General features: G+C 64.2%; 9 protein-coding genes. 8 read left to right on the forward strand and 1 reads right to left on the reverse strand.

Annotated elements, in window-relative coordinates:
• Positions 1-220: 220 nt before the first annotated feature.
• From PNAP_RS02160 to lnt, 5 genes are all read left to right on the forward strand, one after another.
• Positions 221-1333, forward strand: a complete 1113-nt coding sequence (locus PNAP_RS02160) for a response regulator (RefSeq protein WP_011799858.1) — start codon at positions 221-223, stop codon at positions 1331-1333.
• Positions 1330-4722 carry a response regulator gene (locus tag PNAP_RS02165; protein WP_011799859.1) on the forward strand — a complete coding sequence of 1131 codons (3393 nt, stop codon included), beginning with the start codon at positions 1330-1332 and terminating at the stop codon, positions 4720-4722. The genes PNAP_RS02160 and PNAP_RS02165 overlap by 4 nt, the downstream gene beginning before the upstream one ends.
• 260 nt (positions 4723-4982) lie before the next feature.
• Positions 4983-5708: a GNAT family N-acetyltransferase gene (locus PNAP_RS02170; RefSeq protein ID WP_041376464.1), complete on the forward strand. Its 726-nt coding sequence runs from the start codon at positions 4983-4985 to the stop codon at positions 5706-5708.
• A gap of 199 nt (positions 5709-5907) precedes the next feature.
• A complete protein-coding gene (locus tag PNAP_RS02175) occupies positions 5908-6777 on the forward strand; it encodes an HlyC/CorC family transporter (protein ID WP_011799861.1) in 870 nt (289 codons plus the stop codon).
• Between the two features lie 37 nt (positions 6778-6814).
• Positions 6815-8464 (forward strand): apolipoprotein N-acyltransferase, encoded by a 1650-nt coding sequence (lnt, locus tag PNAP_RS02180; protein WP_049763628.1) that lies wholly within the window; start codon positions 6815-6817, stop codon positions 8462-8464.
• A 2-nt stretch (positions 8465-8466) separates the two neighbouring features.
• Here lnt and PNAP_RS02185 read toward each other — a convergent pair whose 3' ends face one another.
• Positions 8467-9387, reverse strand: coding sequence for a LysR family transcriptional regulator (locus tag PNAP_RS02185; protein ID WP_011799863.1), 921 nt, complete (start codon positions 9385-9387; stop codon positions 8467-8469).
• A 270-nt stretch (positions 9388-9657) separates the two neighbouring features.
• Here PNAP_RS02185 and PNAP_RS02190 point away from each other — a divergent pair, with 270 nt between their 5' ends.
• The 3 genes from PNAP_RS02190 (at position 9658) to glyS (ending at position 13881) form a co-directional block, all read left to right on the forward strand.
• On the forward strand, positions 9658-10674 hold the full coding sequence (locus PNAP_RS02190) for an asparaginase (RefSeq protein ID WP_232290784.1): 1017 nt from the start codon (positions 9658-9660) through the stop codon (positions 10672-10674).
• A gap of 141 nt (positions 10675-10815) precedes the next feature.
• Entirely contained in the window at positions 10816-11742 is a 927-nt protein-coding gene (gene glyQ / locus PNAP_RS02195) for a glycine--tRNA ligase subunit alpha (protein WP_011799865.1), read from the forward strand.
• A 3-nt stretch (positions 11743-11745) separates the two neighbouring features.
• A complete protein-coding gene (gene glyS / locus PNAP_RS02200) occupies positions 11746-13881 on the forward strand; it encodes a glycine--tRNA ligase subunit beta (RefSeq protein WP_011799866.1) in 2136 nt (711 codons plus the stop codon).
• Positions 13882-13906 lie beyond the last annotated feature (25 nt).

Raw genomic sequence — 13906 nt, forward strand, 5'->3', positions numbered from 1 at the left:
GCAACAACCCGCAAAAAGGTATTTTTTTGTGACAATCATCATTGTCATGCTGGAGTTGCTCAAGCTGCCAATTTGCTGAAAACCGGCAAAAGAAGCAGTTTCCCATATCAGGAGGGGCGCATGCGTCGGATTTTTTTCTGACAGTCCGGGGCTGACGGTTGAAATGAATGTTTCCGACCGCTACCCAGACGGTTAACTATTAGAAATAGCGAGTGTTGTTATGGCTTTGATCGTGGTGATTGATGATGATGCGGGCACCCGCCTGCTGGTCAGCCAGGTATTGAAAAAAGAAGGCCACAAGGTCATGTCCGCGGAAGACGGCGCCAAAGGGCTGGACCTGATTCGCGAGCACAAGCCTGACCTGGTGGTCAGCGATGTGCAGATGCCGCTGATGGACGGCTTTGAAGTGCTCGACCAGGTGCGCAGTGATGCCGCGCTGGCGGCCACGGCCGTGATTTTGCTGACCTCGCTGCAGGACCGCAGCTACATGCGCCTGGGCATGACCACCGGCGCCGACGACTACCTGACCAAGCCGTTCGCACCCCAGGAGCTGCGCGAAGCCGTCAGCGCGCAACTCAACAAGCGCGACCGGGCGCATGCCATGCGCACCCAGGTGGTTGACAAGGCCGTGCAGCTGGCGCTCGACGAGCAGCGCCACAAGATCGGCGCGCTGTATGAAACCCGCATGGTCCAGGCGCTCAGCGAGCAGTGGCCCGACAGCAGCACGGCGCAGGGCAATGAACGCTTTGCCAGCGCCACGGTGCTGTATGCCGACATGCGCGACTATGGCGTGTGGACGCAGGCGCTGAGCAGCACCGAACTCAGCGAAATCATCCAGCAGCTCTACAGCAGCGTGGGCGACACCGTCTATCTGTTTGGCGCGCATTACATGCAGTTTGTCGGCGACGGCATGCTGTGCGTTTTCGTCGATGCCGCTGACACCAAGTCCGTGAACCATGGCCTGCGCGCGGCACGCGCCGCGCTCGGCCTGGTCAGCGCGACACGGCGCATCGATGCCCATGTGCAGAAAAACCTGGCTGGCCGGGGCCTGCCGAATTTTTCGCTGGGCGTGGCGCTGCACAGCGGCCCGGTGGCCTTTGCCAGCCTGGACGGCCTGATCAGCCGCACCGGCCAGACCACGCCGGTGGGCGACACCGTGGCGGCAGCGCTCAAGCTGTTCCAGGGCGAGCCGCGCCTGAGCTGGACGGTGGCAGCCAGCGTGCAGGCCGTGCGCCTGGTGACCGGGGCGGTTCGCACCGGCCAGCGCGCGCTGGTCCAGGTGCCGGGGCGCAGCCAGCCCATGGATGTGCTGGAAATCCTGGGCCTGGCATGAGTTCAGGCGCCAGGCCGCTGGCCATGACCTTTTCGCTGCGCACGGTCCTGATCACCAGCCTGCTGCTGTTTTCCCTGCTTCCCGCCGGGGTGGTGGGCTGGTTTTTGTACCGCAGCAACCTGCAAAGCGTGGAGCTGCTGTCCGGGAAAATCATCGAAGACATGACGCAGCGCATCAAAACCGATGTGCAAGGCCATCTGGCGCAAGCCCATGTCGTGCTGAATGGCCTGATTCACGAGCAGCCCGATGTGTCCGCCGTGCGGCGCGCGCGCCAGTTGATCGAGTCGCCCGCACTGTTCGAGCAAACCGCTTTTGCCATGACGCGCATGACGCCCGATGTTCCCCGAATGTATGTGGGAAGCGCGCGCGGAGAGTTCCTGAGCGTTGAAACCTTTGCTCAGGACGCCAGCACCCGGGTGCGCGTGAGCGAGCGCAAGGAGGGCGGCGACGGCCGGGGCCTTTTCATGGCCGAATCTCCGGGCGACCGCCGCCATGGCCTGCCGGCGGAAAAGGGCGGCTATGACCCGCGCAGCCGGCCCTGGTACAGGGCCGCGATGGACAACAAGGGCCGGGCTTTCACGCCGATATCGGTCCTGGCCGCCGACCGGCAACTGCGCCTCACGCTGGCGCAGCCCGTCTATGGCGCTGACGGCGGCGCCCTGGGCGTGTTTGCCGTTGACCTGCCCCTGAAAAGCCTGAACCAGATGCTGCAGAGCATGCGAATCAGCGCCCGTGGCGCGGTTTTTCTGGTCGATGAGCAGGGTTTCATGGTCGCCAGCTCGACCGGCGATGAACTGTTTTCCGGCGGTGCCGGTAATTTGCAGCGCCACAAGCCGCTGCAAAGCCGCAACCCCATCATTCGCCAGGCCTACGGCGAAGCCGCGCCCAGCCTGGGGCAGACGCTGGAGTCCAGCGTGCAGCGCGTGTCGTTCCTGCGCCGCATTTCCATGGCGGACGACACGCTGATGGTGGCCCTGCAGCCCTTTGGTGAAAGCATGGGCGTGCGCTGGAGCCTGGTGGTGGCCGCGCCCGAGAGCGACTTCACCGCCGTGGCCCAGGCGGCGCTGAAAAAAACGCTGGCGGTGACGGCCCTGATCCTGCTGCTCGGCGCCTTGCTGGCCATCGCGCTGGCCTGGCGGCTGAGCCGCCACTTCAGGCGCCTGGGCGAAGCTGCCGCGCTGCTGGCACTGGGCGAAGTGCCACCGGTGCAGCCGGCCAGCCGCATCGCCGAAGTGCGCCAGCTGTCCCAGACCCTGCACGACAGCGCCGGGGAACTGCAGCGCCACCGCGCTGCCATCCAGGCGCAGACCCTGGCCCTGCACGAGGCCAACGAAACGCTGGAAGACCGGGTGGCCAGCCGCACCGCCGAGCTGAACGCTTCGCGTGACGAAGCCCTGGGCGCGGCGCGCGCCAAGGCGGCATTCCTGGCCGCCATGAGCCATGAAATCCGCACCCCGCTTAACGGCGTGGTCGGCATGACCACCCTGCTGGCCGACACGCCGCTGGACCTGGAACAGCGCGACTATGTCCACACCATGCGCATTTCCAGCGACCAGTTGCTGGGCGTCATCAACGACATCCTGGATTTTTCCAAGATCGAGTCCGGCAAGCTGGAGCTGGAAAACGAGCCGCTGAACCTGCTCGCAACGATTGAGGAGGCCTGCGACATCGGCGCGCCGCGCGCCCGCGAAAAAGGCCTGGAGCTGCTGGTGGACCTGGGCGACGAGCTGCCCGGCTGGGTGCGCGGCGACGTGACCCGCCTGCGCCAGATACTGCTCAACCTGGTCAACAACGCCGTCAAGTTCACCGAAAAAGGCCAGGTGGTGGTCTCGGCCCATGTGCTCGAAGACTTCAGCCCGGGCCGGGGCGGGCTGGTCGAGTTCCGCATCAAGGACAGCGGCATCGGCATTGAGCCGGACCGCCAGGCCGCGCTGTTCCAGTCCTTTGTCCAGGTCGATGCCAGCACCACCCGCAAATACGGCGGCACCGGGCTGGGCCTGGCGATCTGCCAGCGGCTGGTCAGGCTGATGGGCGGCCAGATCGGGCTGGAGTCGGCGCCCGGCGACGGCTCGACCTTCTGGTTCACCGCCCGGCTGGGGCATGCGGATGCGCCCGAAGTCGCCATGCTGTCGGCGCTGCACCTGGTCAGCCTGGCCGGCAAGCGGGTGGCGGTGCTGGACGACACACAGCTCAACCTGCGCATCCTGGACAAGCAGCTCAGGCGCTGGGGCATGCAGCCTGTGCTGTTCGAGCGCGCCGCCGAGGCCCTGGCCTGGCTGGCCGGAAATCCGGTCGATGTGGTGATCAGCGACATGCACATGCCCGAGATGGACGGCTTGAGCTTTGCCCGGCTGCTGCGCGAGCGCACGCCCGCCACGCCCATCGTGCTGCTGACCTCGGGCACCATGCCCAGCGGCGAGCAGGCGCGGGTGTTCGATGCCCGGCTGCTCAAGCCATACCGCCAGTCACAGCTGTTTGAGTCCCTTGCGCGCGTCACGTCTGCCCCGGTAGAGGTACAAAAAGTAGCCAGGTCGGAGCCGGCCGCAGCCCGCAACCAGTTCATCCTGGTGGCCGACGACAACGCCATCAACCTCAAGGTCGCGCTGGCCATGCTCGCCAAGCTGGGCTACGAGGCCGCCACGGCGGTCAACGGCAGCGAAGCCGTGGACCGGGTTGCCGCCTCGCTGCGCACCGGCCTTGGCGAGACGCCGCGCCAGTACGCCGCCATCCTGATGGATGCCAACATGCCGGTGATGGACGGCTTTGTCGTCTCGCGCCTGATCATCAGTACCCACGGCACGCAGGCGCCGCCTATCATCGCGCTGACCGCCTCGGTGCTGGAAGAAGACCGCCAGCGCTGCCTGCAGGCCGGCATGGTGGGCTTTTTGCCCAAGCCGCTGCGGATTGACGAATTGTCCGAGTCGCTGGCGCGTTATGCCCGGCAGGCCGAGCCCGAAAATGCTACGAAAATAATAGCTGCAGACGCCGTGCCTGATGCGCAAGATGCTCAATCGGGCATTAAACCGGAGCAGGTGCTGATCGACTGGAACCGGCTGGAGCAGTTTCGGGAGTTTGACGACGACGAACTCAGCATGACGCGCGAGGTGGTGCTGCTCTTCATCACCGAGATGCCCCAGCGCATCGACGACATCCGGGGCGCCTTGTCGGCCTGCGACAGCGCCGCCTTGTCTCGCGCTGCCCATGCGCTCAAGGGCGCGGCGTCCAATGTGGGCGCGCAAGCCTTGAGCGGTGCCTGCGCTGCCCTGGAGCAGTCGTGCCTGCAGGGCCAATGGCCTGCGGACGCGGCGCTGCAGGTTGCGGCGCTGGTGGCGTTTGCCGACCAGACCTGCCAGGCGCTCAAGGGCTGGACGGCGGCGCAGGCGGCCTAGCCGGACGCCGGGCGCTTGAGCGGGGGAAAAGGAAGGCTTGTTTCGTGGCTGGCATCAAGCGCATCACGCTGAAAATGACGTTGCTGCACTGCAACATTTTTTGACCGTGTGGTGGATCGGTTTGCTATTTTTTATATAGCGTATTGTGCAGATGGGTCATGCGCAATAGGCATTTTTCATGCTTTTTTTGGCTGTTTTGCCGTTGTAGGAGTTTTCCGCGACAAAGCAATCTATCTAGGGGAAACCCTTATATTTGGAGCATGGTTCATCCCGGCACACTTTTAAAGGCCTCCTTCCAGGCGAGCAAGGCGTTTTTCCGCCCGCCCGTGCAGGACGGCGCATCTCGTCCTGGCGCCCCGTCGGTCATGGTGCCGATCCGCTCCATCGGCCCCAGCCACCGTGGGCGCATCGCCGCGCATTTGCTGGCGCTCAGCCCGCAGGACCGTTACCTGCGCTTTGGCTACTCGGCCAATGACGAGCAGATCCGGCGTTACGTGGATGGGCTCAATTTTGAGCGTGACGAAATTTTTGGGATTTACAACCGCAGGCTTGAGCTGATTGCCATGGCGCACCTGGCCTTTACCACCGATCCCGAACTCAAGAGCTGTGCCGAGTTTGGCGTTTCGGTGCTGGCGCATGCGCGCGGCCGGGGTTATGGCGCCCGCCTGTTTGACCGGGCCGTGATGCATTCGCGCAATGAGGGCATCGAGATGATGTTCATCCATGCGCTGAGCGAAAACACCGCCATGTTGAGCATCGCCTGCAAGGCTGGCGCCACGGTGGAGCGCGACGGCTCCGAAACCGAAGCCTACCTCAAGCTGCAGCCGGCGAACCTGGATTCGCGCATGAGCGAAATGTTCGATGAGCAGATCGCGCAGACCGACTACCGGCTCAAGGTGCAGGCCCGGCAGTTCTGGCGTTTTCTGGCGCTGCTGCAGGAAGTCAGGCGCGGCGTGCGCGACAGCCGCGACCGCATGAAGAAGTAGCCCCCACGCTTTTCACTGCGTGTAATGCGCTGCCCCCGAGGGGGCTTGGCCTTGCTTGGGGCGGCCCGGCGCTGCGGCCGCTGGTGGCCGCGCTCTACGTTTTGCCGAATGTTCTTCGTGGCGCCAGGTTACCCAAGTTGGCACGCTGTCAAAAATTTCGGCTATCCTAGACCGCTTATCCACTACCGACCGCCCTCACGTGTCCGATGTTCCTCCCAGTCGGTCTTCCAAGCCGGAAGACAAGCGCGGCTTTTTGCAAAAGCTCGCTGAAATGCTCCACCCCGGTCCGGACTCCAAGGACGAATTGATCGAAACCCTGGTGGAAGCCCAGGACAACGAAGTCATCGGCCAGCAAAGCCGCGAAATGCTCGAAGGCGTGATCCGCATGGCCGACATGACGGCTGGCGATGTCATGGTGGCCGCGCCGCGCATGGACCTGGTCAACATCAATGCGCCCTTCGATGAGCTGCTGCACCTGATCATCGACACCGCCCATTCGCGCTTTCCGGTGTTCGAGGATGAAAAGGAAAACATCATCGGCATCCTGATGGCCAAGGACTTGCTCAAACTCCAGCGTGCGCCCGAACTCAACATCCGGGCGCTGCTGCGTCCGGCGGTGTTCGTTCCAGAAAGCAAGGGACTGAACGAGCTGCTGCGCGAATTCCGGGTCAACCACAACCACCTGGCCGTGGTCATTGACGAGTTCGGCCGCGTCGCCGGCCTGATCACGATTGAGGACGTGCTGGAGCAGATCGTCGGCGAGATCGAGGACGAATTCGACATTGCCGAAGACGCGGGCGATATTTTTGCCCTGACCGACCATACCTACCGCGTGAGCGGCGACACCTCGGTCGAGCGGGTCAACGAGTCGTTCGAGGTGTTGCTCCCGGACACCGACTTCGAAACCATTGGCGGCCTGGTCGCGCATGAAATGGGCCACGTCCCCAAGCGCGGCGAGCATTACGCGCTGGCCGGCCTGCAGTTCACCGTGCTGCACACCAAGGGCGGCGCCGTGCGCTGGTTCAAGGTGTCGCCTGCGGCTGTCATTCAAACGTCCGACGCCCTGTGAAGCGGGTGATTTGCCGCCAGCCCGGGCCATCGGGCGCATGAGGTCTTCATCGCCCGTCCGCTTCGGATCAGCAGGCTTGAAACGCCCCACCCAGCCGCCGCGCAACCGGCTGGCATGGCTCCAGTTTGCTATTGTTTTGGTAGCTGGTTGTACGCATGCAGCAAGCATGGCGTGGCCCTTTCCCTTGGGCTCCGTGCTGGGGCTGGTCCAGGGCCAGCCGGTGGGCTGGCTGCAGTTGCTGGCGCTGGCCTTGCTGGCCGGGCAGCTCGATGGCGCGCGCTCCTGGCGGCGCGGCGCCTGGCTGGGCGGCCTGTTTGCCGTCGCCATGCAGTGCGCCACCTTCTGGTGGCTGTTCATTTCACTGCATGTGTATGGCGGACTGGCTGCGCCGCTGGCGGTGCTGTCCATCGTGCTGCTGGCCGCATTCCTGGGCCTGTACTACGCTGCCGCTTGTGGGTTATTTGTGGCCTTTGCGCCCGTCCAGGCTGCATGGCGTGCTCTGTTTTTTGCAGCGGCATGGCTGCTGGCCGAACTGGCGCGGGTCAAATTTTTCACAGGCTTTCCGTGGGGCGAGGGCGGTTATGCCCATGTGGATGGCTGGGCCAGGCCGCTGGCCGCCTGGGCCGGCGTGCATGGATTGACCTTCATCGCCGCGCTGGTCGCTGCCTGGCTGGCGTTTTGTTTGCTCGCGCCCAAAACGCGCTGGCGGGCCGCGCTGGCGGGTGTGGCCCTGAGCGTCACCGTCGCCTGGCTGCCGGTTTATAACGTCGGCGATGTCGAGCCTGATCCGCAACTGGCCAAGCCGATGTCGGTCACGCTGCTGCAGGGCAATATTCCCCAGGACGAGAAATTCGTGGGCGGCACCGGCGTTGTCACCGCGCTGCGCTGGTACGGCGAGCAGTTGCACGGTGCCAAAGGCGCGCTGGTGGTGGCGCCTGAAACCGCGCTGCCGCTGCTGCCGCAGCAATTGCCCGACGGCTACTGGCAGGCGCTGCAGGCGCGCTTTACCACCGGCGACCAGGCCGCGCTGATCGGCCTGCCGCTGGGAGACTACGACACCGGCTATTCGAATTCAGTGATTGGCCTGAAGCCTGTGCCACCCGGCCAGCCCGCGTCGCTGGCGCAGCCTGAACCTTACCGCTACGACAAGCACCACCTGGTGCCTTTTGGCGAGGTGATTCCGCCCGGTTTCCACTGGTTCATCAAGCTGATGAACATCCCGCTGGGCGACTTCAACCGTGGCGCGGTGGGCCAGCCCTCGTTTGGCTGGCAGGGCCAGCGGCTGGCGCCCAACATCTGCTACGAGGATTTGTTCGGCGAGGAACTGGGCGCGCGTTTTGTCGATGCGGCTCAGGCGCCGACGATGTTTGTCAACATCAGCAATATCGGCTGGTTCGGCAACACGGTGGCGATTGACCAGCATTTGCAGATCTCGCGCATGCGCTCGCTGGAGTTTGGCCGGCCGATGATTCGCGCCACCAACACCGGCGCCACCGTCATCATCAATTACCGGGGCGAGGTCACGCATTCGCTGCCGCGCCACACCCGGGGCGTGCTGACCGGCGAAGTGCAGGGCCGCAGCGGCATCACGCCCTACGCCTGGTGGGCCGGGCGTTTCGGGCTCTGGCCGCTGTGGGGACTTAGCCTGGCGGTGACCGGGCTGGCCTTCCTGGGCCGGCGCCGCTGAGTTCATTCCCGGCGGGGCGGCGGGCTGCTTTCCATCATCTGGTGCAGCAGGCCGGGCAGCATGCCGACCATGCGCAGGGCATCCTGGCTGGGCGGCGTGCTGGTGGCCACATACATCTGCAGCGAAATCGACGCAAAGTCATGCAGCGGCACGGCCGTGAGCGACGCATCGAGATTGCGGGCGGTCAGGAAGTCCACCACCGTCCAGCCCATGCCCCGCCTGACCAGTTCCAGCGCCAGCCGCGAGGTATGCACCTGCAGGCCTGTCGTTGCCGTGTGCCCCAAGTGGCGGGCCAGCGCGTCAATCGACTGGCACATCGGGTCTTCGCCCACCAGCCGGACCAGCGGCATGCTGGTCAGGAAAGACATCGGGTTCTGGCGCCGCGCCCGCACCGCGCGCTCCCAGATGTCGGCCTTGACGACCAGGTGCAGCAGCCCGCTCACCAGCACGGTATTGGTCAGCAGCGGGTGCGGATGCGTGTAAAAACCCAGCGCAAAGTCCACGCGCCGGGTCAGCAGCGCCTCGACCATCTGGTCCTGGTGCAGCGTGCGCACCTCCACATTGACGCGCGGATAGCGCGTCAAATGCTGCTCCAGCACCAGCGGCAAGAACTCGTGGCTGATCGACGGAAGGGCCGCCAGCCGCACCTGTCCGCCATCGACCTGGCGCAGGTTGATGGCCATGCGCTTGAGTTCATCGAGCTTGCGGTGGATCAGGGTGGACTCTTCGAACAGCACGCGCGCCTCGGGCGTGGGCGCCAGCGTGCCCTTGGCCCTGACGAACAGCTTGTAGCCCAGTTGCAGCTCGGTGTGCCCGATGGTTTTGCTGACCGCCGAGGGCGTGATGCAGATCAGCCGCGCGGCCGCGCTCATGTTGCCGGTTTGCATGACGGCCTGAAAGACTTCGAGTTGCCTGAGGTTCATGGCGGCCGTCCAGGGGGTAGGCAGGACTGAGGGGTATGAGTTTTACTCACACCCGGCGCCGCATTATGCATCGCCATGCGCCGCCGGCCTCATTACGATGGGCCAGCCTGGGTGCCTGGTGTCAAGACCGCGTAAGGTCTTGATGGCATGGGCCTTGCATCAGCTCGTCTGGCAATCCTGAAATCCCTATCAACCTTTGAGAAATACCTCATGCAAACGCAACTGCAACTGAAAATCGCAAAACTCGTGACCGGCCTGGGACTGGCCGCCATGGCTTCCCTGGCCATGGCGCAGGCCGCCAAGCCCAATGTGGTGATCCTGGCCACCGGCGGCACGATTGCCGGCGCTGGCGCTTCGGCCCTGAACAGCGCGACCTACGCGGCGGCCAAGGTGCCGGTGGACAAGCTGCTGGCGGGCTTGCCCGAACTGGGCAACGTGGCCAATGTGCGCGGCGAGCAGGTGGCGCAGATCGCCTCCGAAAGCTTCAACAACGAAACCCTGATGAAGCTCGGCAAGCGCGTCTCGGCCCTCGTCAAGCAGGCCGATGTGGACGGCATCGTGGTGACCCACGGCACCGACACGCTCGAAGAAACCGCCTACTTCCTGAACCTCGTGGTCCGCACCAGCAAGCCCATCGTGGTGGTCGGCTCGATGCGTCCCGGCACGGCGCTGTCCGCCGATGGCGCGCTGAACCTGTTCGACGCGGTGAGCGTGGCCGCCAGCAAGGACGCAGCGGGCAAGGGCGTTCTGGTCACGATGAACGACGAGATCAACAGCGGCCGCGACGTGGCCAAGCTGATCAACATCAAGACCGAAGCCTTCAAAAGCCAGTGGGGTCCGCTGGGCATGGTGGTCGAAGGCAAAAACTACTGGTTCCGCGCGCCGGTCAAGCTCCACACCGCCCAGTCCGAGTTCAATATCGACGATTTCGAAACGCTGGCGCCGGTCGAGATCGTGTACAGCTACGGCAATGTGTCCACCACCGCCGTGGACGCCGTGGGCAAATCCGGCGTCAAGGCGCTGATCCATGCCGGCACCGGCAACGGCTCGGTGGCCGCCGCCCTGGTACCGTCGCTGCAAGCCATCCGCGCCCAGGGCGTGCAGGTGATCCGCTCGTCCCGCGTGCCCGCCGGCTTTGTGCTGCGCAACGCCGAGCAGCCCGACGACAAGTACGACTGGGTGGTCGCGCATGACCTGAACCCGCAAAAAGCCCGCATCCTGGCCGCCGTGGCATTGACCAAAACCACCGACAGCAAGGAGCTGCAGCGGATTTTCTGGCAGTATTGATGTGCGCAGCTAGAAGGCCGCCGCAGGCCTTCAAGCGCCCGTAACGTGTAAAAGCCCCCGGCATGGCCTGTACCGGGGGCTTTCTTCATTGGGCGGTGACGATAATAGGCGGCTATACGTTTTTTGCCACGGCCCTTTTTTATGCTCACTTTCCAGCAAATCATCCTGAAACTGCAGTCCTACTGGGCCGACCAGGGCTGCGCGCTTTTGCAGCCCTATGACATGGAAGTCGGCGCCGGTACTTCACATACTGCTACGTTTTTAAGAGCGCTTGGCCCCGAGCCGTGGAAAGCGGCCTATGTGCAGCCAAGCCGCCGCCCGAAAGACGGCCGCTATGGCGAAAACCCCAACCGCCTGCAGCACTACTACCAGTACCAGGTGGTGCTCAAGCCGGCGCCCGCCAACATCCTGGAGCTGTACCTCGGCAGCCTCGAAGCGCTGGGCTTCGATTTGAAGAAAAACGACATCCGTTTCGTCGAGGACGACTGGGAAAACCCGACGCTGGGCGCCTGGGGCCTGGGCTGGGAAGTCTGGCTCAACGGCATGGAAGTGACGCAGTTCACCTACTTCCAGCAGGTCGGCGGCATCGACTGCAAGCCGGCCACCGGCGAAATCACCTACGGCCTGGAGCGCCTGGCGATGTATTTGCAGGGCGTGGACAACGTCTATAACCTGACCTGGACCGACGGTTTGACCTATGGCGACGTGTACAAGCAGAACGAGGTCGAGCAATCGACCTACAACTTCGAGCATTCCGATACCGACTTCCTGTTCACCGCCTTCAGCGCGCATGAAAAGCAGGCCAAGCACCTGGTCGAGCAGCAACTGGCCTTGCCGGCCTACGAGCAGGTGCTCAAGGCGGGGCACAGCTTCAACCTGCTCGATGCCCGTGGCGCCATCAGCGTGACCGAGCGCGCCGCCTACATCGGCCGCATCCGCAACCTGGCGCGTGCCGTTGCGCAAAGCTATTACGAGAGCCGCGAGCGCCTGGGTTTCCCGCTCGCGCCGCGCGAATGGGTGGAACAAATGACAAAAACAAGCAAGACGACGACGAAGAAGGGCGCCTGAACCATGACCACCAAAAACCTTCTGGTCGAACTGTTCGTGGAAGAGCTGCCGCCCAAGGCGCTGAAAAAGCTCGGCGATGCCTTCGCCGGCGTGCTGGCCGAGCAGCTCAAGGCGCTGGGCCTGGCCACGGCTGAATCGGTGGTGACGGCCTATGCCTCGCCTCGCCGCCTGGCCGCGCACATCAGCCATGTCTGGCTCAAGGCCGACGACAAGGCCGTGCAGCAAAAGCTCATGCCGGTGTCGGTCGGGCTCGATAGCGCCGGCCACGCCACGCCGGCGCTGCTGAAAAGGCTGCAGGCGCTGGGCGCCGACCTGTCCGATCCGGTGGCCGCTGTCGCCGCGTTGAAGCGCGCGCCCGATGGCAAGGCCGAAGCGCTGTTCTACAACAGCCTGGTGACCGGCGCCACGCTGGATACCGGCCTGCAGAAAGCGCTGGAGGAAGCGATTGCCAAGCTGCCGATTCCGAAGGTCATGAGCTACCAGCTGGAAACCGACTGCGAGCTGCCCGGCTGGACCAGCGTGAATTTCGTGCGCCCGGCGCACGGCCTGGTCGCGCTGCACGGCAGCACCGTGGTGCCCGTCAAGGTGCTGGGCCTGAAGGCCGGCAACAGCACGCGCGGCCACCGCTTTGAAGCCGCCGTTGACCCGGTGGTGCTGGCGGACGCCGACAGCTACGCCGTTACCCTGGAAATCGACGGCGCGGTGATCGCCAGCTTTGCCCAGCGCAAGGCCGAGATCGCGCGCCAGCTGGCCGAGGCGGCCGCCGAACTGGGCGGCGGCGTCCAGCCGATTGAAGACGACGCCCTGCTCGACGAAGTGACCGCGCTGGTCGAGCGGCCCAATGTGCTGGTCTGCGAGTTTGAAAAAGAGTTCCTCGATGTGCCGCAGGAATGCCTGATCCTGACGATGAAGGCCAACCAGAAATACTTTCCGCTGCTCGACGCCGCAGGCAAGCTGACGAACAAGTTCCTCGTCGTCAGCAACATCAGCCCCGAAGACGCCAGCTTTGTCATCGGCGGCAACGAACGCGTGGTGCGCCCGCGCCTGGCCGATGCGAAGTTTTTCTTTGACCAGGATCGGAAGAGGACGCTGGCTTCGCGCGTTGAAGGCCTGGGCAAAGTTGTTTATCACAACAAGCTGGGCACGCAGGGTGAAAGGACGGAGCGTGTCGCTGAAATCGCAGTAAAGATCGCTCAGTTACTTGAGGGTGACGCGCTAGCCGGGAAAGCTGGGAAGGCCGCTTGGTTGGCAAAGGCGGATTTACTTACTGACATGGTGGGCGAGTTCCCCGAACTACAAGGAACAATGGGGCGCTATTACGCGTTACACGACGGCCATAGTGCGGAAATAGCCGCTGCAATTGAAGATCACTACAAGCCGCGCTTTGCCGGCGACGAGTTGCCGCGCAACCCGGTCGGCGTGGTCGTTGCGCTGGCTGACAAGCTCGAAACGCTGGTCGGCATGTTCGGCATTGGCAACCTGCCCACGGGTGACAAAGACCCGTTCGCGCTGCGCCGCCATGCGCTGGGCGTGATTCGGATGCTGGTTGAAAAAGACTTGCCGCTCGATTTGGGTGCTCTGGTGGGCGGCGCGGCTCCGGTGTTCGGCGACAAGATCACCGATGCAACGCCAGCGTTGCTCGACTTCATCTACGACCGCCTATCTGGCTCCCTGCGCGAACAAGGCTACAGCGCCCAGGAAGTCGATTCAGTCGTCTCCCAAAAACCGCAGCGCCTCGGCGACGTGCCCAAGCGCCTGGCCGCCGTTCGCGCCTTCGCCGCGCTGCCCGAAGCCCCGGCCCTGGCCGCCGCCAACAAGCGCATCGGCAACATCCTCAAGAAGGAAGCGCTGGAAGTGGACCCGCATGTCAGCGAACTGCTGCTCAGGGAAGCGGCCGAAATCGCCCTGTATGCCGCGATGCGGGACGTGGTGCCCACGGCCAATGCGCAGTTCGACACTGGTGACTACACCGCCTCGCTGCAAACGCTGGCCGCCTTGCGCGCGCCTGTCGATGCCTTCTTCGACGGCGTGATGGTCAACGCCGAGGAACTCGACCTGCGCCTGAACCGCCAGGGCCTGCTCAAAAGCCTGCACAACGCCATGAACCGGGTGGCTGACCTGTCGCGCCTGGTGGCTTGAACTGGCTCTGCATACAGCTGAATCC

The organism is Polaromonas naphthalenivorans CJ2, from assembly GCF_000015505.1.
GTDB lineage: Bacteria > Pseudomonadota > Gammaproteobacteria > Burkholderiales > Burkholderiaceae_C > Polaromonas > Polaromonas naphthalenivorans.

Excerpts from the sequence above, each read along its gene's own strand:
- PNAP_RS02165 (WP_011799859.1), top strand. The coding sequence starts at position 1,330 with ATGAGTTCAGGCGCCAGGCCGCTGGCCATGACCTTTTCGCTGCGCACG.
- glyQ (WP_011799865.1), top strand. The coding sequence starts at position 10,816 with ATGCTCACTTTCCAGCAAATCATCCTGAAACTGCAGTCCTACTGGGCC.
- PNAP_RS02160 (WP_011799858.1), top strand. The coding sequence starts at position 221 with ATGGCTTTGATCGTGGTGATTGATGATGATGCGGGCACCCGCCTGCTG.
- PNAP_RS02170 (WP_041376464.1), top strand. The coding sequence starts at position 4,983 with ATGGTTCATCCCGGCACACTTTTAAAGGCCTCCTTCCAGGCGAGCAAG.
- lnt (WP_049763628.1), top strand. The coding sequence starts at position 6,815 with ATGAGGTCTTCATCGCCCGTCCGCTTCGGATCAGCAGGCTTGAAACGC.
- PNAP_RS02190 (WP_232290784.1), top strand. The coding sequence starts at position 9,658 with ATGGCTTCCCTGGCCATGGCGCAGGCCGCCAAGCCCAATGTGGTGATC.
- PNAP_RS02185 (WP_011799863.1), bottom strand. The coding sequence starts at position 9,387 with ATGAACCTCAGGCAACTCGAAGTCTTTCAGGCCGTCATGCAAACCGGC.
- glyS (WP_011799866.1), top strand. The coding sequence starts at position 11,746 with ATGACCACCAAAAACCTTCTGGTCGAACTGTTCGTGGAAGAGCTGCCG.